Origin of the sequence: Lutibacter sp. A64 (assembly GCF_022429565.1) — a bacterium.
Classification (GTDB): Bacteria; Bacteroidota; Bacteroidia; order Flavobacteriales; family Flavobacteriaceae; genus Lutibacter.
The window spans coordinates 464,015-487,984 of sequence record NZ_CP092487.1 but is presented as its reverse complement, the minus strand read 5'-3'; the positions used below and the strand labels follow the sequence as shown (position 1 = coordinate 487,984).

Below are 23,970 nucleotides of genomic sequence, written 5' to 3'. Positions count from 1 at the left end.
TATATTTTGTTTAAAAACCAAATTCTATTCCTAAAGAATATGTTTGAACATTCGGATAAGATCCAAAATCCACACCTCTCTGAAAAATATTACTATTACTGAATTCAGGGTCTAAACCTTTATAACCAGTAATTGTAATAACATTTTGAGCTGAAAGACTTAGACGCATTTTTGAAAAACCAATTTTATCAAGAATTTTTTTTGGAAGATTGTATCCAAATCCTATATATTTTAGTCTTGCAAAATCACCATCCTCTAACCACCTGTCACTATCACCTCTGGAGTTAAGAGTTGTCCCTTTAACTACTCTTGGGAAATCCGTATTTGTATTCTCGGGAGTCCAAGGCTGTACACCAGATCTATAGTTACTATCATCATCAAATCGATCCACAATACTTCTATAACCATCATAAACAGTTGCACCAAAAGATCCAATCCAGTTCATTGAGAAGTCAAAATTTTTGTAGTTTACTCCTGCATTTAGCCCCATCTCAAAATCTGGCCAAGGACTGCCAACTATTGCTTTATCTTCATTGGTAATCTCACCATCATCATTCACATCAACAAATCGAATATCTCCAGGTAACGCACTAGGTTGTATCACATCTCCAGTAGAATTTGTATAACCTTCAATTTCTTCCTGACTTTGGAATAACCCATCTGTTTGTAGAACATACCACATCCCTACGGGTTCTCCTGCACGAGTAATTGTATTCCCCTGAATGCTTTCATTTAAACCATTCCCCAGCTCTATAAGTTTATTATTAAGTTTTGTAAAGTTTACCGAAGCATTAAAACTAAAGTCATCGTTAATTACCTTATTATAAGCTACGTTAAATTCAAAACCTCTATTCTCTACGGTTGCTGCATTCGCAATTGGATTGCCACCATCATTCCCTGTTGAAAGAAGAATTGGGAATCCAAATAATACATCTTCGGTTTTTGCAATAAAATAATCTGCAGTTACCCGAAACTTATCATCAAACACTCCAAAATCCACACCTATATTTGTTTGCTTTAATGTTTCCCATCTAAGTTCAGAATTTGCGAGCCTTACTTGTGTTGCAGAAGCGTTTAGGTCTTGATCAGCTCCAAATACAGCACCTCCAAATGTATTAATAAAGCCTTGATATTCATAGTTACCTATATTTCCACTACCTAGTTCACCATAACTCGCTCTTAATTTAATATCATTAATACTTTCTAAATTAAAAAAAGATTCATTATTTAATCTCCATGCTAATGAAAGCGAAGGAAAATTTGACCATTTATTTTCATCGCTAAACCTTGAAGAACCATCTCTTCTAAATACGGCATTTAATAAATAACGATCATCAAAATTGTATTCAAGCCTACCTAAGTAAGAAAGTAATGTTGCTTCATTTCTAAAACCACCAACTTGTGCTTGATCTCCTAGATCAAGAACATCAAAATATTCACCTGTATTTGGATTAATCAAAAGATTTCTTTTTAATCCATTTATTTGTTCATAACTGTCCTTTTGGTAAGTTGTACCTGCTAATACCGTAAGATTGTGTTTACCAAATCTTTTCTTAAAAGTAAGAGTATTTTCAAGTATTTTTGATTGAGACTGGGCTCTATTTTGACTTGTTGAAGAAGGATCATAAGGTTGGTTTAATGTCCAACTTCCTTCTTTTCTCAAATACTTAAAACTATCAAAACTCGTTTCATAACCAAAACTTATTCTATATTTTAAGAATGGGAATGGATCAAGCTCTGCCCATACATTACCTCTAATTCTAAAATTTTCGTTAGTCTGATCTATAAGGTTTGATATCGCAACTGGGTTTGCGCCAAAAGTATTTGCTACACCTGATTTTCCATAACCATATCCTCCTGGATTGCTCTCATCATATACTGGTATCGTAGGAAATAATCTTAATACATCAATAAATGGATTTCCACGCATTGATTCTGGTCCACCAATCTCATTATTCTTGGAATTTGATAAAGCAAGATTCTCACCTACACTGAAAATTCCTTTCTTTCCACTACTATTTACACGAAAAGAGATTCTTTCAAATTTTGTATCGATTACGGTTCCTTTATTCCCTAAATAATTTCCAGACATAAAATATGAAGAATTTTCTCCTCCTCCAGAAAAACTAACATTTTGATCCTGAATAAGTCCAGTACGGAATACTTCATCCTGCCAATCAGTATTTACATCAAGATTCAAATTTTGTCTTGGTATTCCAGCATTATCATATGCCATATTGTTTAGTTGAACAAATTCTTCTTGACCTGCAAGATCATAACGTGGTACCTCGGTAACACTTAATTTTGAGCTCACAGTTATTTTAAGAGGTCCTTCTCTACCTTTTTTAGTTGTGATAATTATAACTCCATTTGCAGCTCGAGATCCATAAATTGCCGCAGCTGCAGCATCTTTTAAAATCTGAATAGTCTCAATATCATTAGAATTAAAATCTCTATTTGCAGTAGTAATTAATCCATCAATTACATATAACGGATTCGCATTCTGAAGGTTTTTCAATCCCCGAATCTCTATTTTTGCTTCCTGACCGGGCTGTCCTCCTCCTCTTACATTTACACCTGCAGCAAGACCTTGAAGACTTTCTGCAACTGTAGTAGATTGTCGTTTCTGAATTTGATCAGATTTTACAATAGAAACCGCACTGGTAAGATCTTTTTTGTTCTGAGTCCCATACCCCACAACAACAACTTCATCCAATGCAGCAATATCTTCCTGTAAAAAAACATTTACAATCGATTGATTGTTAATTGGGACATCAATAGTTTTATAGCCAATGTAGCTAAAAACTAAAATTTGATCCCCATCAGCCATAACGGAATACTTTCCATTAATATCTGCTGAGGTTCCCAGAGATGTTCCTTTTACCACAACATTTACGAATGGAACGGGTTCTCCATCAATGCTGGTAATTGTTCCTGTCACTTCAATTCTTTGTGCAAAGGTTTGCTGAACACAAAGAAGAATAAAAGTCAGAATAAAAAATGACTTAAAATTAAATAGTAATTTAGTTCTCATAATAGAATTTCATTTAGAAATTTTTTAAGTTAATGAATGGTTTAGTGAAACGAATTGACTAACAAACTTATTCATATATAAATTTTAAGAGCTCTTATCTTATGTTTATACTTTTTTAATTTATCAAATAAATCAGTTTAAATTTATTATATAAATAATTTTACACACCTATAAACATCAATTCATTATTCTTCAAAGAAAATTATTTTATTTCGATTATTAATATATTTATGGTTTCAATTATTCTACAATATCGTTCAACTTTAACAAAAGATAATTCTCGCCATAAATTTGATACAAATTGTTGAACAATGAGACGAATTGATGCTTAAAATTATTAATTAATTAATGTAGATTTGTAACAATGAGACACTTATTAATTATTATATTATTCCTGAAGTTTTTTAGTGTTAATGCCCAAGGTTTATCATTCCATCATTATCGTGTAGAAGATGGATTATCCCATAATTCTGTGTTAAGTATGCTCCAAGATTATCGGGGGTTTATTTGGTTTGGAACAAAGAATGGATTAAATCGATTTGATGGATATAATTATAAAATATTTCAGCATAAACCAGGAGACACTAATAGTCTTGGAAGTAATTTCATACGGTGTTTACACGAATACAAAAATGTAATATGGGTCGGTACAGATACTGGTCTCTTTAAGTATAATGAAAAAATGGAGTCTTTTAGTCTAATTGAAAGCACTAAAAACCAGCCCATACTTGATATTGAAAATGATAAAAAAGGAAACATTTGGTACGTTGCATCAGGAAATCTCCATAAACGATCATTACACACCGGTAAGGAAGATATTTATAAGCAATCATATTTTTCATTTATCTCTACAAGTAAATCTGGAAAAATATATGTTTCTTCATCAGAAATTTTATTTGAATACATAGAAAGCAATAATTCATTCCAAAAAATTGATTTAAGTTATAAAAATAATGAATCTATAATTATTACTGAAATTGCGGCTAATATTTCAGATGACACAATTTTTATAGGTACAAAAAATAATGGAGCTTTAATTCACCAGTTATCTGAAGGAAAGTCATCTTCTTTGTTAAATGAAAAAGAGAACCCTCTATTTGTAAGAAAATTTTTAAAAAAGAACAATAAAGAGCTATGGATAGCCAGTGAATCCGGAATATTTATTTACAATTTCAAAACTGGTAAATATAAAAATTCTAAGAAAAATTATAATAACCCATATTCCATTTCAGATAATGCAATCTATTCTTTAGTTCTAGATGAGGAAGAAGGAGTATGGATAGGAACGTATTTTGGAGGTGTTAATTATTATCCCAAACAGTATACCCCCTTTAAACGGTATTTTCCAAAAGTGGGTGAAAATTCTATTAGTGGAAATGCTGTGAGGGAAATTAAAAAAGATCAATATGGCGATTTATGGATAGGAACTGAAGATGCTGGACTTAATAAATTGAATTTATCCACAGGGAAGTTCGAAAACTATCCTTCAATTAATAATAATGGGAATATTTCTCATTACAATATACATGGACTACTTCCTCGAGGAAATGAACTGTGGATAGGTACCTTTGAGCATGGTTTGGATGTAATGAATATCAAAACTGGAAAAATCATCAATCACTATGGTACTCGTAAGAATGAGGGAGGTTTAAAAAGTGATTTCATTTTATATATCAAAGAAACCAAAAATGGAGATATTTATGTTTTGACATCTTCAGGTATCTTTAGATACCTAGAATATTCCAACTCATTTCAAGTGGTATCTGAGTTTCCCGAAGTTCATCATTATACTTATTTAATAGAAGACATAAAAGGTGTTTTATGGGCAGGTACATATTGGGATGGTCTTTACTCCTATGATCCTAATAGTGGTAAAAAAAACTTTTTTAAATATGACCAGAATGATCCCAATAGTATTAGTTCTAATGTCATCAATGGAATTTTTGAGGATTCTAATAAAAGATTGTGGATTACCACAGAAAATGGCTTAAACTTGTATGATCCTAAAAAAAACAACTTTACCCGAATTACCAAAGAAGATAATCTCCCTTGCAATGTTATCTATTCAATTCTTGAAGATAAAAATAAAAAACTTTGGATATCTACTTCACAGGGATTAGTAGAATATAATCCCGATACAGAAGAAATAAAAACCCTTACTAAATCTAACGGATTATTAAGTGATCAATTCAATTATAGTTCTTCTTTTAAAGATGAATCAGGTGAAATGTATTTTGGAAGCGTGAATGGATTGATAAGTTTTAATCCTGAAACTTTTATCAAAAACACATATCATCCACCAATTTATATCACAAATATTCAAATACACAATAAAGAAGTGATGCCTGTAGATGAGTACTCTTCTAAAGAAAAATCAATTCTTTTTTCAGATAAAATTCAATTGAACAATAAAGAATCAACTTTCAATTTAGAGTTTGCTTCTTTAAGTTATACTGCTCCAAAAATGACGAAATATTGGTATAAATTAGAAGAACTAAATAATAATAATAATAATAATAATAATAATTGGATAAGTCTTGGTAAAAACCCTGAAATTGCTTTTACCGAGTTACCCCCAGGTAATTATCTCTTTAAAATTAAAGCCCTAAATAGCCATGGTATATGGAGCCATAATTACAGAAATATCAAAATTTTACCACCTTTTTCAAAAAGTAGAATAGCCTATATTTTATATACAATCTTTTTTCTGCTTTTTTTATTTTTATTGCTTCGATATGATCATAGGTATAACAGAGCCAAAAGAAAACGAAAAATAAAACAACTTGAAAACAAAAAAGAAAAAGAAATTTATAAAGCTAAAATTGAGTTTTTCACCAATATAGCTCATGAAATTCGGACACCATTGACACTTATCAAGAGTCCGTTGGAAAAACTTTTAAAAAGCACTTATAAATCTCCAGAAATCCCAAGGAATCTAGAAATTATGGAAAAAAACACGACAAGGTTACTCAATCTTGTTAATGAACTGTTAGATTTTCGTAAAACTGAAATGAAACACATAAAACTCACTTTTAAAAAAATTAATATAAATAACCTATTAGAAGAAACGCATTTAAGGTTTAGCCAGATGATTAATGAAAAAAACTTAAGTTTTAAGTTAATCAAACCGAAAAAAAATATCTTAGCCTTTGTTGATGAAGAAGCTATTCGAAAAATACTAAGCAATCTCTTCAATAATGCTATTAAATACTCTAAGACTAAAGTTGAAATATCACTTTTCGAATTAAATTATAATTTTCAAATTATTATTAAGAATGATGGTGAATTAATCCCTTTTGAACTCCAGAAAAAAATATTTGAACCCTTTTATAGAATTCAAGGTGATAGTCATAATCTTGGTACCGGTATTGGACTATCTCTTGCGTATTCTCTTACAGATTTACATCACGGCGGACTGTATTGTAATATAAAAAACGAAATGAATAATTTTATTTTAGAAATACCAATTAAACAAACTGAAGAGTTTGAGGTTAAGCAAGAATTATCATTTAACGAAGAAGTTTATAGTGAAAAAACTGTTATTACTAGTTTTAAAAAAAATGTCCCCGTAATTTTAATTGCTGAAGACAACAGTGAATTAGCAGACTTTATTTACTCAGAGTTGACCGAAACTTATAATGTACTTATTGCTTCAAATGGTCAAGACGCATGGGATTATTTTTTAAACTTTGATATTCAATTAGTTATTAGCGACGTGATGATGCCTGTTAAAGATGGAATTCAACTTTGTAAACAAATAAAAGAAGATATAAATACTAACCATGTTCCTGTAATTCTTTTAACAGCAAAAAGTACTCTAAATTCCAAAATTGAAGGATTAGAAGCGGGTGCAGATGCTTATATTTCCAAACCATTCTCCATGGGACACTTGTTAGTTCAAATCTCAAATCTATTAGAAAATAGACGTACTATTTTGGGGCACTATAGTAACTCTCCTCTAGCACATTTAAAATCTCTTTCGTTATCTGAGATAGACCATAAATTCCTTTCTAAATTAGATAAAATCATTGAAAAAAATTTAATGGATCCTGATTTAAATGTTGAGTCATTAGCTGAAATGATGAACATGAGTAGATCCACTTTGTACCGAAAAATTAAAGAAATATCTGATCTTTCTCCAAATGAATTGATCAATATTAGCAGACTTAAAAAGGCCGCTTATCTATTAAAAACAACAAATAATAAGATTTTTGAAATTGCAGAAAAAGTTGGTTACCGATCTCAAACAAGTTTTGGTCGTAATTTTCAAAAAGAATTTAATATGACACCTTCAGATTTTTTAAACAGTAATGAAGAAAATTAAACCTATATATATCTTTAAAAAGTGTCAATCAAATATTCTTAATTTTCACATAATTTATATTTTTTAAGTTAATGCTAAATTTCAATATATAAAAACCTTTAAACCAATTCCCCCTATAGTTTATTTGATTTTAAATCTAAATTTCAACATAACTAAGAATATCATTTTACAATTAATTTACATTAATATTAATTTAAGATAAATTAAAAATAATTAAATATACATGAACAGTATATTTTAAATAACCATTTGTATTGAAAGGAAAATTGATTATATATTTTTAAAGACTTTTAAAATTTTAATAGCTTATATCATCTTCTCTTATCAGTATTCCCTTTATCAAAAGCAATCAAATTAAACAATTGTCGCATTCTTGATCGTACACGATTTCCATAATATTCTTCTAATTCTTGAGCATTTAAATTGGTAGTACAATGTGTTTTAAATCTGTATTTTGAAAACAACTCGTAGCGAGAAAGTAAAACTTCACCCATCACATTACAATTTTTTCCAAAAAAGCGACCTATGGGTTCTATCCCTAGATCATCAAAACAATAAAATCGATTATCGCCATATTCTTCAATTATTTTATAGCCTACATGATTAAATGCAAAAGTGACATTTCGTGTTGGAATTAATTCAAATGTGGGATATTGGGGTGTAATATATCGAATCAATTTCATCAAGGAAGTTTTCCCACATCCAACAGGTCCGGAAAGTAAAATTCCTTTGTTAATGTCTATATTGAGTTTTCTGCAATTCTGCCAATCTCGAATTTGATAATTGCAAAGCTTGTAAAGAATTTCTCGATCTTCTTTGTAAATTTTAAACTTTTCCCCAAACAACAGTTTCCCTTTTACATCCAAATAAATTAAAATCTTCTCAAAATCATAATGGATGTGATTTCCTCGAAGCACGCCCAAAGAATATTGCTCTATTCCTTCATTGATGATATGTGGTGTTTTTAAATTCATTTTTCATTTTCAACTTCTGAGTTATAAATCCGATGGTTACAATGGTTCGTCATAATTTTTATCGGTACTTGTCTTTAAGTTGTCCTGATATGGGACAGTTGATTTTTGTTTTTTAGCTATTTTAGAATTATTGGAATTTAAATTTTTTAAAAAAATCGGTTTGTTTTTGTTTTTATTGTTTTCTATAGTTTGTATATGTTTGTTTATAGATACCAATGCTTGTCCATCGCTTGTCTCGATATCAGTACGACTTAGGTACAGAGCTTGTCCATCACTTGTCCCAAAATTGAACATCTTGATTTGGCTACCTTTAAAGGGATTATGTGAAGGTTGGTACAAAAGGTATTTCCAATAATGCAGTTCTTTGATGCAACGATGGTACGTAGATTTTGAGCCTATTTTGGAATAGGACATGACTTCTTCTCGATTGATGAAAAATTCACCCTTGAAGAAATTAGTGTTCCATAGCTGAAATAATGCCACATACAAACTGATGTGTGTCGGGTTTAAACGCTTGTCTTTAGAAAATAGCATAAATACAGCATTGAGATGTTTGATATAATTTATATTTTCCAAAACTAACCTAAAATTTATTATGAATTCGATTCTCTTCCAATACTTTTAAAATCTCTTGATAATCATAATACAATACACCTCCTATTTTAGTATAAGGCAATGTTCCGTTAATTCTAAGGTTTTGTAGCGTCCCTGGAGAAATTCCAAGTAAATCTCTTACTTCAGGTGATTTTAGCCATTTTTTTATGGATTGTCCACTATTTGTTTGTAATAATTGCTTAATGTCATCGAGTAATTCCATTTTAAATTCTCTAAGATCTTCTGTGGTAATAATTGTTGCTGCCATTTGTAAAACTTTTTTTAGAAACAAAGCCGTCAAATGATTTCATTTATTTAGTGACCACTTTGTATTAATTTAACTTTCGTTCTACAAAGTTGAAACAGTATATTAGATTTTTATCTATAGTTACTCCCAAGGTGGGTGTTTTTTTAATTAATAATAAATACATTATTTTGCTTTAAGTTATAGTTTTTTTTAGAGTAGCATTCTCACAAATGAACACAAATTATAGAACAGAACTCATCTTTTTAAATTTCCCAAGTTGGGTTCAACTATGAATTTCTATTCATCTAATTCTATAATCCGTTTCAACAACGATTCTTTCATTTTATCTAAGAACTTTGTAGTATTACATTTACGAGAGCGTATTTCAATAAAAGTATGATAATAATTACCCAATTCAACATTAAAAATTTGCTCAAATACAGATGCTAACTCTTTAATATCAACAGTCCCACTATTAACCATTCCACTACATTGAAGTGCATAGATAAGTTCAATAAGATCTGTTTTACTTCCTGTCCAAAATAGTTTAGATTGTTTTTTCATAGATTTTGATATCACGGTTTCGGTTTTGTTTTCTAATTTTTCTATTTCTTGTTGAAGGTATACAATAAGCATATCATAAGCCATTATAGTTGCAACCGTAATATCTTGACTCGTAGAAAACTGGTCATCTGTAAAAAAATGAAAAGAATCGGGATGCAATCTTAAATCAGCTTTTCCACGGACAAAATATTGTTCATCTAAAAATGTTGCCCCTCTTCGGTAATAATGATAAAACTCTAAGTTATCATTAAAATAGATTTGTAATTTATCTATATGATTATTGAGGTAATTTATTTGGGATTTTGAACGACTTCTTGGCCTCTTACTTTCAATATTAATAAGTTTAACATAATATATCAACTTACTAAATACTAAAGGTTTAACATGCTTAAAGAAATAAATTTCTGATTTTAAATTTTTAAAACCATTATCAATAACTAGTTTTTGCAACCTTTTAATACTATTTTCTGTATAGGTTATTCCTACTTCAGATTTATAAAGGGAATCATCATTTTCCGTTTCTAAAACTTCAAGCTTTTTATCTAATTCTGATATGATACTATTATAAAACATTTAATTATACTTGTAAACATGTTTAAAATTCAAGTTATAACATGGGGAAAATATTTATTTAAAAAATTCAATTGGCCAACCTATATAAGTTTAATACGAATCTTCATTACTAATGGCATCCATCATTTCCATTGAAAAGTTATCTTTTGCTTGAATATAGGCTATTTTAGATGTGATTTTAGCACCTAATTTTTTCTTTTCAAAAGCAGCTGTCATTCCAAAATTTATATTTTTAAAATGTAGCTCACCAGCTCTTTTTATGGTTTGAAATAATAACTGACGATAAATTTGATACTTTTTCAAATATTTATAATTTAATCCTACAAAAGCTGGAGTATATGAATAATTTCCATTTTTATAACAAAACATAACACCTACGGGATGATTGTTTTGTGAGTTTAACTCCTTTTTAAGACTTAGAATAATAAATTCCCAGTTTGGATGATTTGACATATTTTTAAGCATTTTTATTGGAAATGAAAACGTATTTAACCCACGATTGTTCTTTCGTACATTTTCATACAGCTCATATAAATCAAATAATTCTTGAGAATTCAATTCTGATTTGATTGTTATTTCAAAACAGGATTCAAAGGGCAATATATCTTTTCTAAAATGTCTGCGATTTCTTGATGATAAGGTAGCTATATACTCATCTGTACTCTTCCACGCTAAATTCTCAATAATACAAGAATCTGGCATATTTGTTTTTATAAAACCTTGTTGATGAAATTTTTGATTTAAATCAGCATCAATTTCAAAATCCCGTAACACTAACATAGATGGGTTGAACTCGACATCCAATCCTTCTAATTTTTGAAACATCATATTAAAAGCGAGCTTACTTTTGGGATGGGTTTTATCAAAATAATAATGTTGACCTTCAGTAAAAAGAGATCCCATACTAAGTACATAGGAGGTATATAAATATGGATTTTTCACTCTTTGTGCTTCTAATTTGATAGAAACCTTTTCTGATGCAAGCATGTCTTCCTTCCAAATATTAAACGTAAAAAAAGTAGCTAAAATTGGTTTGTTTTTAGCATCTCTAATTATAAAATAGTAAAACTTCCAATTATGCTCTTTTGCTGCATTATTGTTAAAAACATTTTCTAAAAACAATAATCCATCCCAATCAAATATACCATGTTTCCCCAACAATGCGTTCCATTCTTCTTTTTGAATTTTCTTAATCGTATCTACCATTTGAACAGATAATGTACTTAAACTTTCAGTATCAGTTAATGATGGAGTTGCTATTTTAAATGCGCTAAATACACTTTTTTTAGTCGTATTGGTATCAGCTAGAGCTTTTGGAAAATGATAAACCATTGCTTCTACCAAACTTTTTATTTCCTCTTTCTGGTTATGCCTTGAAATAGTGATGCGCACACCCGTATTTTTTACAGGTACTGCTGGAAAAAGTCCTAAATTTACAAAAAAGCCTTCATTCATCAATCTATTAACAAAATTGTACCCTGTTTTTGGCATTCCAGTCCCAATATAAAAAACGGGGGAATTATTTTCATGTACCAATGGTAAGTCTGTATGACTCAGTAAATCATTAAATAGATCAATGCGATCTTTTAATTCTGATTGAAGCGTATAGATTTCAGGAGATAAGTGAATTCTAGCAGAAGCTATAGCTGCACCAACTGAAGCTGGTTCTAATTGTGCAGAAAAAGTTAGTGGCCCTCCAAAGGTTTTAATACGTTGATACATTTTAGTATCAGAACACGCTAAAAAAGCACCACTAGCCCCAAAAGTTTTACTAAGAGTCCCAAAAATTAATATATTTTCTGGGAGTTCATTTAGTTGACTAAGTACAAAACCTGTCCCTTTCTTCCCTATCCAACTCATTCCGTGCACATCATCACAATACAAAAATAATTGAGGGTATTTATTGCATAATTCTAATAATTCTTTGATAGGTGCATAATCTCCATACATAGAATAAATACCGTCAACCATATACCATATTCTTTTATGCTTTGAAGACAAGGCTTTAATTTTATCTTCCAACATCTGCAAGTTATTATGTCGAATCATTTCTATAGTAACACTTCTAGACTTCAATGTTTTGGCTGCACTCTGCACACTCCAATGAACTTGATGATCCAATATAATTGCATCTTGATCATTTACTGCACTTGGAATAACCCCAAGGTGCCCTAATGTGCTATTTTTGGTGATAATAATATTAGTCCCATACATTTCTCTTATTAGTTGTTCTAATATATTATATAATGGATGAGAAATATAAGATTTGGAAAGTGGAAATTGCGTTCCATATTTTGTTATAGCATTAATTGCAGCTTTTTTTAATCGAGCATCTTGCTCCAATCCCAAATACCCCGTTGTTCCAAAATGAAATAATTTTTTATTATGTATTTGCAATGTTCTTCCTGAGAATGATTCATCTTCGGCATACAAGTGTATTACTCCTGCTTTCCTCGCATCAATAAAAACGTCGTTTACTGTATCTAAAAAATTATTTGATTTAATTTTTGCCATAACTTAAAAGTATTTATATGTGATTTTTAAATTATAATTCTTTTTATTTCAGAAGTATACCCCTAAAATTTTATAAATAAAAAATACTAATACGTGTTTTCCAATAAAAATACTTTTATGACAACTTAAACTACTAATTTGACAAAAACATAGCTAATTCACTATAAATTAAATCATTAAAAATTACATTAATTGACAGATCAATAAAATTTGTAGTATTTTAGTCATACAAAATATAAAATGGAACACGAATTATTTGAAAATAAATTTGCCAAATTTTGGATTAGTGATCAAATCCTTTTTTTTGAATATAAACAGGATGTAGTCATTGATTTAGCCGCTGCTCAATGTATCGTTGCTGATCGAATTCAATTCCAAAATGAAATTTCTTATCCTATTTTTTGTGATGTTAGAGGAATTAAAAACATCGATAAAACTGCTAGAGATTATTTAGCACAATCTGGATCAGTGTTAACCAAGGCTGTTAGTTTCCTTGTTGATAAAAGAGTTTTAAAGGCAATGACAACATTCTATGTTACTATCAGTAAGCCTACTGTTCCCTCTCAAATGTTTGATGATACAACTAAAGCATTAGAATTCCTTTCAAACTATAGTTAAATATATTTTTAGCTAGAACCAAATTTTCAATCTTATGGATTCAGATTTAAATCAAATTCGTTTTGAAAAAATTTATCAAATGTTACTTCTGATGGGTAAAGGAAATTTTACACATCGGATTAAACAATCAGGAGAAGATGATAATCTTGAAATTATAACTGTTTTAGTTAATATGTTAGCTGAAGAGTTGAATGGTTTAATCTCACATAAAGGATATGTTAACCCACATCATTCTAGCAAATACCTTGTTCAAAATTCTTTTATTTTAGATTCAAATTTTATCATTAAAAGTTTCAATTCAGATGTCTTCAATAATTTAGGATATACCCCTGAAGACTTAATAAATACTCAATTTTCCTCAATCTTAACGAAAGAATCTCTTCAGGTATGGAATCACATAAAAGAAGATTTACGACGAAATTTTATACAAGCATCCGCTCAACAACTAACTTACATCACAAAAAAACAGTTACACAAACCATCATTTTGCAATATCTCTCGGCTTTTTCATAATAATGATATTCTGATTAGTTCAGTGTGCAATATCGTTGAAGAAACTAGCCTCCCAGCCAAACTAATTTCATCAACAGACACTATTAAACCAGCAGGACTGTACCGCTTATCAGATGTACAATTGATACAGAGCGTTTATGACTATATTTTAAATAATTTGGACAAACCACTTCCAACCATAAAAGAATTATCACGTATGTTTGGAACAAATGAATACAAACTCAAGTATGGATTTAAATACTTATTTAAAACGAGTATTTACAAATTTTATAATAATAAAAGACTACAAAGAGCCCATTTGTTAATTCAACAAACAACAATTCCTCTTAAAGAAATTGCTTCTAAGTGTGGTTTTTCTACATATCCTAATTTTTCTAAAGCCTTTAAAAAGTTATTTGGCTATTCCCCTAACAATGTTTCGAGAAAATATACTGATTTTACCAATCCATAAAAACACAACTACCTTCCATTAAAAAGGTATTTTTAAAGACATCAAATCCATAGAATCTCAAATAGAAAAACCAATACTTTATCAATAAGTCAATCTACTGATTAGATAACACTTATAAGTTTGTTTTAGGCGAATTTTATATCAAATTAAAACTATAATTATTTTGATATGAAATTTTGCTTTAGAAAAAATATAATACTTGCCATTTGTTATTTGTATGTTCTTATGCTTGTATATGCTGCAACAAGTAAATTGTTAGATTTTGAGACCTTCAAAATTCAATTAGGGCAATCACCTCTATTAAGTTCATTTACAGATTGGATTGCTATAATAGTTCCTGCTTCTGAATTTAGTATAGCTGCACTATTGCTTATTCCACGGTTTCGGTTTATTGGTTTGTTTACGTCATACTTATTAATGGTGTTATTTACAGCTTATATCTACATTATATTAAACTACAGCGCCTTTGTTCCCTGCTCTTGTGGAGGAATACTGGAAAAAATGACGTGGAACCAACATCTAGTTTTTAATATCATATTTATTGTCTTTGCAATAATTGCCTTTCTACTAACAACAGAACATCCCCAATTTTTTAAACATAAAAATCTGAAATTATGAACAATAAAATAAAACTTCTTTTGCTATTGATTGGTGGTGTGTTTTGTGTTGTTATAATCTTTCAACTATTTCGCTTATCGGAAAACATCACTCATTATAAAAATAAATTTACCCGTAGGTATCCACCACATGTTGCTCAAGAAATTTATCAAGCTGACTTGATTTATAACTCCTATTATTTTGCGGGAAATGGAAATGGCAACATCTATCTCGGTAATTATACAGCGCCATTGCAAATAATGAAATTGGACAGCACTTTAACAAAAAGAACCACTTATAATATTGAACTGAAAGAAAATGAGCTTCCCTTCCGTTCTCCACAAATTAGAGTACAAGATACTCACTTTTTTGTTTTTGAAGGAATTGCTCCTTATGTGTTTAAAGGAAACATAAAAGATTGGAAGGCTTCGTTAAAAATTAATAGTGGCTATTATTTTTCTCAATTGGAGCCTGTGGATTCTGTTACCATGGCTGTGCGGTATTTAACACCTAAAAGTGGAGAAAGTCTTATTGGTACTCTTAACCTTACGGACACCGCAAAAGTAGCTTATGGTTCTAATCTCTTAGAAAAACAGTTTGATGGTATCTTTGATACTGATGGCAGTCTTCATTTTAATCAAGAACTCAATCGTATCATTTACATGTATCGCTATCGAAACGAATTTATTGTTGCAACCCCTTCTCTTCAATTAATGTATCGCGGAAATACCATTGATACTGTGAGTACAGCTCAAATAAGTTTAATACAAAAGAAAAACAGCACGCTTAAAACTTTTGCTGAACCTCCTTTAGTCGTTAATAAAACAAGTGCTGTTTCCGATAATTTACTCTATGTAAATTCAGCATTGCCTGGCTTATATGAAGAAGAAAACATTTGGAAGATTGCGAGTATTGTTGATGTCTATGACCTTACCAGTGCCTCCTATCGATCTAGTTTTCCAGTTTATGATATCAACAATCATAAAATGAAAAGTATGCTTGTAGCAGGAAATTTTTTATATGCCTTGATTGAAAATAACATAGTGTGCTATAAACTTCTGGAACATTTAAGTCAAAATAAAGCAGCAAGTTCTTACACAAAAACTAATTAAAAATATATCGGCCGATATCAGGGGTAAGACTGAAAACCTGTAAAAAAGAGTAAGTCATCATTTTAAATATTTAATATTATGAAAACACAAATTTTAAAAAAAATTATGATGCCATTGGCAGTCGTTTTTTTAGGAATCGCAGGTGCTTTTGTTACTATGTCTATGGGTAGTACAGAATCACTTTCTACAACACAAGGCTATCGATTTGTTTCACAAGCAGACCCTTGTCATGCAGAACAGATGTGTACTACAGTCTATCAACCAACTATCTGTACTTCTGGAAGTAGCAGATTATGGGGAAAGGTGAATCCAAGTGTCAATGTATGTAATGTGCCATTGTATAAAATTAATAACTAAAATTAGTTATTAATTTAACAATGCAGTTCTTTCTCGAAGAACTGCATTGTTTTTATTTAATTTTTATTGAGATTCAAACCAGTCTGATTTTTATCTGGTTTCAAATATTTATCAAACCATTTTTTCATTCGCCTTGTGAAATCCACCTGATTTTTAGGATTCAACAATACATGACCTTCACCTGGATATATTAACATCTCACATTCTTTATCTAAACGGCGTAAACCTAAATACAATTCAACGCTTTGTTGCCAATTTACATGATGATCTTCCTCTCCTGTCATTAACAATAATGGTGTATTAATATTTGAGGCATAATTTATTGGAGAATTACGGTAGTAAGCTTCTGGATTCTCATAAAAAGAATCATTAAAACGGAATTGCATACTTTCAACCGAATTCATTTGTGGCCATAAATACTGACCATTCATGGTATGATAAAAACTTACAAGATCCGTTATTCCAGAACCAGCTATTGCTGTTGCGAACAAATTGGTTTGCGTAATAACAAATGCAGTTTCATATCCTCCAAAGGAATGGCCAGTTATGCCAATATGCTCTTCTTCTACAATCCCTTTTTTGACTACCGCTTTCACACCTGCCTCTATACAATTTAGAGCAGAGATCATCGGGTCACTAAATTGATACCAAATATCTGGCATAAACACCAAAAACCCGTCTGCAGTATAATTTGTATGGCTAAATCCAGCTCCTAAAAACTCTGAAGGATTCTTATAGTGGTGCAAGTCTCTCGATTTTAGTTCATATATATTAACAATCATGGGGTATTTTTCCCCCAATTTATAATTCGCAGGATAAAACAAAGCGCCGCGTAGTTTTTGACCATCTGGCCCTTTGTAATGAATCAATTCTGAATAACCCCATTGAAATTGCTTTTGTTGTAAATTGGTCTCCAATATAATTCTATGGTCAGACATGCCCTTTTCCCAATATCGTAATCTAGGAGGCGTGCTAAATGATTGTTCTAGATATATGAATCCGTCCTTGTTGTGGACTTTTTTCATATTGCTTACATACATATCTTTATAAACCAGATGTTTTAGTTCTTTTCCTCGCTTCCAAAGACTAAATCCTGACGCCATATCTTCACCTATGGATTTAATTAAAACGCCTTCAGATGGTTTGAGCGTACTCTGTTCAAATCTATATTTTTCACTATTAGATGTGTTGACTTTAAATGCATGAGAAGTTGGTTTATATATTCTATATTGTATCTGTTTTTGCCTTCCTTTTGTCAGTTTTTGAGGGGACGTACCATTTGGAGAAAGCAACCAAATATCATATTTATCATAAACTATAAATTCTCTGTCTTGCTCTGTCCATCCTGGAGAACCATAAGCCATAATCGCACCAGAATGGGCATTGTCTTCTTCTCTTTGATAGAATCCAACTCCTATATTCTTGGTAAGATTTGTATGCGTCTTTTTTTTCAAATCATAAACCCACCAATTCTTGTCTTTGAAATAACTAATATACTTTCCACTGGATGAATTAACCATATTAGACTCGTTATTTACTTGATTCTTTAAAAAAAGATTGCTTTCCCCAGTTTCCATATCAGTGAGATAGAAATCTATTTTTGGTGAGTTGCTAAAATGTGGTGCATTTTTTAAAGAATTATAAGACAAAAACTGTTTTTGATCTCCTAATAGTGCTGCTGAAAGTAGGTCATGGGTTTCCAAAAGCATTGTTTTATCTTTCTCTGGCCACCAAACTGCTAATGTTATAGGGTTATACATCGTGAACTTTTGCATTGGATAAATAATTTTATCCCTTGCCTTCCAAACCTGAACAGGAACCTCTGAATCTTTATCTGTTATGTTTTCGGGTTCCTCCTGACTCTGTACATTAAAATAAATTGCAGCTTCATCATCTGTTATTCTTAGCTCATCTAACCAAAATGTTTGAGTTATATGCATCCCCTTTAATGTGTTACTATCCATAGAAGGATTCAAACTTCTTATTTTTGTCTTGCCTCCTTTATTCGTATAATAGATAATCTTATATTTTTTTTGCTTTTCCTCTTTTGATGGCAACTCCTCTAAAAAAACCAAATCAGCTCCTTTTGAACTCCAAATTAATTTTTTATAGCTGTTCGAACCATTCTCTATAATTGTATGTGAAGCAGGATATTTTTCCAACGTACGCACTACAACTGCTTTTTTTACTTCTGTATCTATTATATATACCATATTAGAATTCGTGGGGTTTAACAGGTATTCACTTACTCCTGGAATCATCTCATGTTTTCCTTGCTCCAGATCCATCACCCATAAACTTGAATTCTTCGTATCGGAATCCATACTCTTTCTAACACCTATCAAAAACTTGTTATTCTTAGAAAAATTAAACCTTTCAATACCTTTAACCCATTGCAGATTGCCATTTTTTAAATTCAAAATTGCTAATCCTTTATCCCGAACAATACAGCTAAACCATTTTCCATCATTACTAAACTGAGAATTCGACCCTGAGGGAAAACTAAATTTTCTATCATTTTTAACAGCTGCAACAAACATTGTATCTATGTTATTTTCATAGTTAAGTTTATAGGAGTACCAACGTGCATCGCTTGATATAAAAATATTTCTACTATGCATTGTACTCCACAATTTATAATCTTCGGGAGTTAATAGTTTCTTTTCTAAACTATCCTTTTCAGTAATTGCTTTTTTTTCCAATTTATTAATGTGACTATTATTTGTAGATGATTGAGCCCAACTTTGAATGTTTATCATTAAAAGTAAGAGACTCATAATTCTACATGTTATTTTAATTTGTTTTGCTTTGAAAACCCGCCCTGATACCGGGCAGGCTAACAAAAACAACATACAATTAATCCAAATAATTTTACAGTTGTTTATTATGAAATTCATTAGTAACCTGGGTTTTGGGGAGTTAAATTTGTATTTAGATTGAGTTCTATTTCTGGTATAGGGAACAATATGTCATTTGCATCCCAACCTGGCTTAACTTCAGACAAAACAGATTGAATCTTATCAAATCGTTTTAAATCAAAAAATCGATGTCCGAATTCCGTAAACAATTCAAATCTTCGTTCTTGTAAAATAGCTTCTAAAAGTTCATCTTGTGTTTGTGCTGTTGTATTATTTAGCCCTGCTCTATTTCTTATTTGATTTAAGGCTTCTTTGGCACTTGATAACTCTCCTAAATGTGCCAGTACTTCTGCCTTTATTAAATATAATTCTCCTAAACGGAACACAATAGAATTCTCAACAGATGAACCTGTATTAGAGTATTTATATTTATAAGGATGCATCCAATTTGTAGTACCATCACTAACTGTTTTTATCCAATGGGTTTTTCTCTGATCACCGGCATTAAAGGCATCTATAAAATGTGTACTTAGTGCAGACAAAGGTGGTGGACCTACTGTAAAATTAAAAGTCTCACTTTCCAATGTATTCCCACTGTCAAAAGCTGGGCTCAATTGCCAAATTGTTGCTGTACTCTCTTTTAGAAAAACTTTATCGAGGTCTTGTTCAAAAACATACGTACTTGTTTTATTGAGTACTATAGATGCTTCATTGACAGCCTCCTCCCAATATCCAGCATATAAATTTACCCTTGCAAGTAGTGCATAACAGGCATATTTATTAGGACGCACTCGCGTATAGGAAATATCATCTTCAGGCAAAAGCAATAATGCATCTGCTAAATCAGTCTTAATACGTTCGTATATAGTGTTTAAGGGTGCTCTTTTAGCTTGTTTATTTTTAACATAATCAGTAGTAGTGATGTATGGAACATCTCCAAATATATTTGCTAGGTATAAATGAATTAATGCTCTTACAAACAAAGCTTCTCCTTTTAATTGATTACGATCCTTTACTGGCAAATGAATCGAATTTTCTACACCTTCAAAAACTGCATTGGCAGCATAAATTTGGTTATAACTGCTATTCCATAATTGCCTTACATCGGTGTTTGATACAAGTAGAGTATTGTTATAAAATGCGGTTGTTTCATTTTGAGAACTTCCATAAAAGTCTAGTTCATCAGTATAATTTCCTAATAAATGAGACAAGCCAGTCGAGCCTCCTGTCAACAATCCTTCATCTCTAATTTTCGAATAAATAGCTGTCATTGCCGCATTGGCGGTTGTCTTTTCTTCATAAACTCCTTGAGCCGTAAGTTGAGAATTCGGCAACTCTACATCTACAAAATCATCACATGAGTAGAATGATATTAATGCAATTACTATCAATATTCCCAATATGATTAATCTCCAAATGACTTTAGTATCATATAATTTATTAAGACTATATTTATTGTTATTTTTCATTGTTTCTTCTTTTTTAAATTAAAAACTAAATTTTACACCTGCAGAAAGAATACGTAGGGGTGGTAAAAATCCTGCTGACTTGAATTCTGGGTCAGCACCCTCAAATTTTGTAAAGGTTAGTACATTTTGACCTTCCAAAAAGAATCTGCATTGCCACTGTTTTAGTGGTACTTCATAAGAAATTGAAATATTCTTTAGACGTATATAAGAAGCATCACTAATCGCCCCATCACTTTCAAAATACTTGTAATATGCGGCTACAGCTTCACTGTTGCTTCCGTCAGTAAAAATTGGATAAGAGGCATTATCTCCTGGCTCTTGCCAATGATCTAACACATTAACTGTTTGATTCCCTTGTGAACCTGGAAGCCCAAAATAAATTGCTTCATTATAATTAATTTGCTTTACAAATTGAAACAAAAAATCTAGTTGCCATTGTTTGTATTTTAGTTGATTTTGCAACCCACCATAATATTTAGGATTAAAATCTTTGATGGTTGTTTTATCTTCAATTCCAGTGAGCATTCCATCATCATTCACGTCTTTAAAAGTATAGACTCCTGTTTGAGGGTCTACACCTGTAAAGTGATACACTTTTTGAATATTTAAAGGTTGTCCAATTACGTATTGATTTGCATACGTGGAACTTTCAAGGTCTGGGTATTCTATAAGCTTGTTTTGCGCCCATGTGCTATTGAAATTACTAATCCAGCTAAATTCATTTTTTTGAATATTTATTGTCCGAAGAGTGAGTTCTACTCCCCTATTTTGAACAGTTGCATCCAAATTGGATTGTAAGGATGAAAAACCTGTAGTTCCTGGCAGTGGCATTCCTGACAATTGATTTGAAGAGCGATTATTATACCATGCTGCGGTTAAAAAGATACGGTCTTTGAAAAACCCTGTTTCTAAAGCAAGCTCCATTTTTTTATTTGTTTCCCATCCGAATTCAGGATTGAACAATCTTGCTGGCTGCAATCCAATAGCGCCATTGTAATTTACTCCTGTAGAAACATAGTTGTTTAAATATTGGTAATCACCAATTTGATCGCTTCCTGTAACTCCATAACTTGCTCTTAACTTTCCAAAACTTAAGATTTTACTATTTTCTAAAACCTTTTCTTTTGAAAATAGCCAAGCTGCACCTACAGCCCAAAAGTTGGCAAATTGTTTGCCTGGACCAAATCGGCTAGACCCATCTCTTCTTCCAGTAAGATTCACAATATATTTTTCCTTCCAATTGTAATTCAATCGCCCAAAAAAGGCTTGGTATTTATATTGTGATTCTTCACTTGTGAGTAAATACACATCAGAAGCTGATGCAAGGTTATAAATCAAACTATTACTTGTAAATCCATATGCATACTGTACTAATTGATCTCCTTTTTGTGATTGAAATGTACTTCCTAGCAAGGCTGTTAACTTCCCATTTCCTATTGTTTTACTCCAATTTAATTGAGGTTCAACAATCCATGATTCTCGGGTTGCTTGACTTGCAATAAGGCTTGAGTATTCCGATCCTAAACCCCAGGCAGGATTGTATTCAGTAGATGGAATAGTAGTTGTTTCTTTATTAATAAGATTTGTATATCCAGCACTTACTCTTAATCGCCAATCATCGGTAAACTGATATGACAGCACGGTATTGGCAACCATATCATTGAATTTTACTTCATATAAACCTTCCAGATTTCTTAATGGGTTGTTAAACGTATTATTTTCCCAGTTAAGCGTACCATCTTCATTGTACAATGCTGGAGCATTGGGTGGAATACTTACCACTTCTCTCATTAAATCCATTCTTGGCTGATTGTTCTTTTGCGAGGTATAGCTTACAGATATTGTAGAAGTAAACTTTTCATTTTTGGTTTTATGGTTTATATTTAGCAATACATTGCCTTTTTTATACCCAAAATCCCCTGGGAAAACTGTTGTTTGCTTGTTATAGTTACCACTTAATAAAAATTGTGTTTGGGCTGAACCTCCAGAAATTGAAGATTGAATATCCGTAATTAATGCTGTACCTCCCAATAACTCTTTTTGCCAATCGGTATATCTGGTTTTGTCCCAAGTGCCATTTATATCATAAGCAGAATAAGGGATTTCTGTAACTCCATCATTTGCATAAGCTTCTTCTCGCATTGCAATGTATTCTGGGGTTTTTAATAGCTCCATAAATTGAGTTACCCTACCAACTCCTTGAGAAAACTTCGTTGAAAATCGCATTTCACCTTCTTTTCCTTTTTTAGTTGTTACCAATACCACTCCATTAGCACCTCGAGAACCGTAAATGGCTGTTGCATCTGCATCCTTTAATACTTCTATACTTTCTATTTGACTCGGATTAATGCTACTAAGTGGTGAAGGTTGCGTTGGTAATACTGGAGAATTGATTCCAGTTCCTATTGGGTCTGAAGCATAAGGAACTCCATCAATAATATACAAAGGTCTGTTTCCATCGAATCTTAAACTATTTTGTCCACGAATTTGAACTTCAAAACCTCCACCAGGTACACCAGTTGTTTGTGTAATATTTACACCTGCCATACGCCCTTGCATGCTAGCTAACACATTGGTTACTGGTTGTTTTTCTATAGCTGTAGCTTTTATTTTTGCAATGCTCCCAGTACGCTCACTTTCCTTTACGGAATAATAACCTGCATTTATTTGTACTTCCTGTAAAGTTGTAGTATCTTCGTGTAATTGCACATTGATTTCGGTACGTCCTTCAACGGGAATTTCTATTGTTTTATACCCCATAAAAGAAAAGACTAAGGTATCATTTGGAGCAACCTCTATGGTATAATTCCCATTAAAATGAGAGCTAACACCAATAGCCTTTCCTTTGATAAGTATAGAGACTCCAGACAACACTCCATTTGCATCGGTTACAGTACCACTTACTTTTAAGGATTGTTGTTGTAAATTTGAAACTAACTTATTATTGTGAGCCTGAATTGGTCCAAAATATAAGTAGCATCCAAAAATAAGGGGATATACAACTATTTGTATTAGTTTATTTATTAATCTATTTTTCATTTGTAACTATTTTGTTGTTTTTAACAATTCATTTTAGTATTTTAATTCGCTGAATTAAGCGTACAGCGGATTGTGCAGCCTTTTTATAGTAGTTGATACTGCAAAAGACTGTTTCAATTTCTATGAAAAACA

General features: G+C 31.2%; 15 protein-coding genes. 6 read left to right on the top strand and 9 right to left on the bottom strand.

Going from position 1 to position 23,970, the window contains the following annotated elements:
- Nucleotides 1-10: 10 nt before the first annotated feature.
- The gene (locus tag MKD41_RS01750) at nucleotides 11-2,941 is read right to left on the bottom strand and encodes a SusC/RagA family TonB-linked outer membrane protein (protein ID WP_240243733.1); all 2,931 of its coding nucleotides are present in this window, start codon (nucleotides 2,939-2,941) and stop codon (nucleotides 11-13) included.
- A 457-nt stretch (nucleotides 2,942-3,398) separates the two neighbouring features.
- Between MKD41_RS01750 and MKD41_RS01745 the strand changes: the two genes are divergently transcribed.
- Nucleotides 3,399-7,358, top strand: coding sequence for a hybrid sensor histidine kinase/response regulator transcription factor (locus tag MKD41_RS01745; RefSeq protein ID WP_240243732.1), 3,960 nt, complete (start codon nucleotides 3,399-3,401; stop codon nucleotides 7,356-7,358).
- Between the two features lie 311 nt (nucleotides 7,359-7,669).
- On the opposite strand, the gene MKD41_RS01740 is transcribed toward MKD41_RS01745, so the two are convergent.
- The 5 genes from MKD41_RS01740 to MKD41_RS01720 form a co-directional block, all read right to left on the bottom strand.
- Entirely contained in the window at nucleotides 7,670-8,332 is a 663-nt protein-coding gene (locus MKD41_RS01740) for an ATP-binding protein (protein ID WP_240243731.1), read from the bottom strand.
- Between the two features lie 36 nt (nucleotides 8,333-8,368).
- The gene (locus MKD41_RS01735) at nucleotides 8,369-8,908 is read right to left on the bottom strand and encodes a hypothetical protein (RefSeq protein WP_240243730.1); all 540 of its coding nucleotides are present in this window, start codon (nucleotides 8,906-8,908) and stop codon (nucleotides 8,369-8,371) included.
- 7 nt (nucleotides 8,909-8,915) lie between these two features.
- The gene (locus MKD41_RS01730; RefSeq protein ID WP_240243729.1) at nucleotides 8,916-9,194 is read right to left on the bottom strand and encodes a helix-turn-helix domain-containing protein; all 279 of its coding nucleotides are present in this window, start codon (nucleotides 9,192-9,194) and stop codon (nucleotides 8,916-8,918) included.
- Between the two features lie 276 nt (nucleotides 9,195-9,470).
- Nucleotides 9,471-10,310 (bottom strand): RteC domain-containing protein, encoded by an 840-nt coding sequence (locus tag MKD41_RS01725; RefSeq protein WP_240243728.1) that lies wholly within the window; start codon nucleotides 10,308-10,310, stop codon nucleotides 9,471-9,473.
- 90 nt (nucleotides 10,311-10,400) lie between these two features.
- The gene (locus MKD41_RS01720; RefSeq protein ID WP_240243727.1) at nucleotides 10,401-12,824 is read right to left on the bottom strand and encodes an aminotransferase class I/II-fold pyridoxal phosphate-dependent enzyme; all 2,424 of its coding nucleotides are present in this window, start codon (nucleotides 12,822-12,824) and stop codon (nucleotides 10,401-10,403) included.
- A gap of 240 nt (nucleotides 12,825-13,064) precedes the next feature.
- Here MKD41_RS01720 and MKD41_RS01715 point away from each other — a divergent pair, with 240 nt between their 5' ends.
- From MKD41_RS01715 to MKD41_RS01695, 5 genes are all read left to right on the top strand, one after another.
- Nucleotides 13,065-13,442, top strand: coding sequence for a DUF7793 family protein (locus MKD41_RS01715; protein ID WP_240243726.1), 378 nt, complete (start codon nucleotides 13,065-13,067; stop codon nucleotides 13,440-13,442).
- Nucleotides 13,443-13,476: 34 nt separating this feature from the next.
- The gene (locus MKD41_RS01710; RefSeq protein WP_240243725.1) at nucleotides 13,477-14,406 is read left to right on the top strand and encodes a helix-turn-helix domain-containing protein; all 930 of its coding nucleotides are present in this window, start codon (nucleotides 13,477-13,479) and stop codon (nucleotides 14,404-14,406) included.
- A gap of 168 nt (nucleotides 14,407-14,574) precedes the next feature.
- A complete protein-coding gene (locus MKD41_RS01705) occupies nucleotides 14,575-15,024 on the top strand; it encodes a MauE/DoxX family redox-associated membrane protein (protein ID WP_240243724.1) in 450 nt (149 codons plus the stop codon).
- Nucleotides 15,021-16,115 (top strand): hypothetical protein, encoded by a 1,095-nt coding sequence (locus tag MKD41_RS01700; RefSeq protein ID WP_240243723.1) that lies wholly within the window; start codon nucleotides 15,021-15,023, stop codon nucleotides 16,113-16,115. Before MKD41_RS01705 ends, MKD41_RS01700 begins: the two co-directional genes overlap by 4 nt.
- Before the next feature lie 108 nt (nucleotides 16,116-16,223).
- Entirely contained in the window at nucleotides 16,224-16,472 is a 249-nt protein-coding gene (locus MKD41_RS01695) for a hypothetical protein (RefSeq protein ID WP_240243722.1), read from the top strand.
- Nucleotides 16,473-16,528: 56 nt separating this feature from the next.
- Here the strand turns inward: MKD41_RS01695 and MKD41_RS01690 are convergent, their stop codons facing one another.
- The 3 genes from MKD41_RS01690 to MKD41_RS01680 form a co-directional block, all read right to left on the bottom strand.
- Nucleotides 16,529-19,369, bottom strand: a complete 2,841-nt coding sequence (locus tag MKD41_RS01690; protein ID WP_240243721.1) for an alpha/beta hydrolase family protein — start codon at nucleotides 19,367-19,369, stop codon at nucleotides 16,529-16,531.
- Complete coding sequence (locus MKD41_RS01685) at nucleotides 19,369-20,730, bottom strand: RagB/SusD family nutrient uptake outer membrane protein (RefSeq protein WP_240243720.1); 1,362 nt, start codon at nucleotides 20,728-20,730, stop codon at nucleotides 19,369-19,371. Before MKD41_RS01685 ends, MKD41_RS01690 begins: the two co-directional genes overlap by 1 nt.
- 87 nt (nucleotides 20,731-20,817) lie before the next feature.
- Nucleotides 20,818-23,838 carry a SusC/RagA family TonB-linked outer membrane protein gene (locus MKD41_RS01680; RefSeq protein ID WP_240243719.1) on the bottom strand — a complete coding sequence of 1,007 codons (3,021 nt, stop codon included), beginning with the start codon at nucleotides 23,836-23,838 and terminating at the stop codon, nucleotides 20,818-20,820.
- Between the last annotated feature and the right edge of the window lie 132 nt (nucleotides 23,839-23,970).

Excerpts from the sequence above, each read along its gene's own strand:
- MKD41_RS01745 (WP_240243732.1), top strand. The coding sequence starts at position 3,399 with ATGAGACACTTATTAATTATTATATTATTCCTGAAGTTTTTTAGTGTT.
- MKD41_RS01740 (WP_240243731.1), bottom strand. The coding sequence starts at position 8,332 with ATGAATTTAAAAACACCACATATCATCAATGAAGGAATAGAGCAATAT.
- MKD41_RS01730 (WP_240243729.1), bottom strand. The coding sequence starts at position 9,194 with ATGGCAGCAACAATTATTACCACAGAAGATCTTAGAGAATTTAAAATG.
- MKD41_RS01725 (WP_240243728.1), bottom strand. The coding sequence starts at position 10,310 with ATGTTTTATAATAGTATCATATCAGAATTAGATAAAAAGCTTGAAGTT.
- MKD41_RS01720 (WP_240243727.1), bottom strand. The coding sequence starts at position 12,824 with ATGGCAAAAATTAAATCAAATAATTTTTTAGATACAGTAAACGACGTT.
- MKD41_RS01715 (WP_240243726.1), top strand. The coding sequence starts at position 13,065 with ATGGAACACGAATTATTTGAAAATAAATTTGCCAAATTTTGGATTAGT.
- MKD41_RS01710 (WP_240243725.1), top strand. The coding sequence starts at position 13,477 with ATGGATTCAGATTTAAATCAAATTCGTTTTGAAAAAATTTATCAAATG.
- MKD41_RS01705 (WP_240243724.1), top strand. The coding sequence starts at position 14,575 with ATGAAATTTTGCTTTAGAAAAAATATAATACTTGCCATTTGTTATTTG.
- MKD41_RS01700 (WP_240243723.1), top strand. The coding sequence starts at position 15,021 with ATGAACAATAAAATAAAACTTCTTTTGCTATTGATTGGTGGTGTGTTT.
- MKD41_RS01695 (WP_240243722.1), top strand. The coding sequence starts at position 16,224 with ATGCCATTGGCAGTCGTTTTTTTAGGAATCGCAGGTGCTTTTGTTACT.
- MKD41_RS01690 (WP_240243721.1), bottom strand. The coding sequence starts at position 19,369 with ATGAATTTCATAATAAACAACTGTAAAATTATTTGGATTAATTGTATG.
- MKD41_RS01680 (WP_240243719.1), bottom strand. The coding sequence starts at position 23,838 with ATGAAAAATAGATTAATAAATAAACTAATACAAATAGTTGTATATCCC.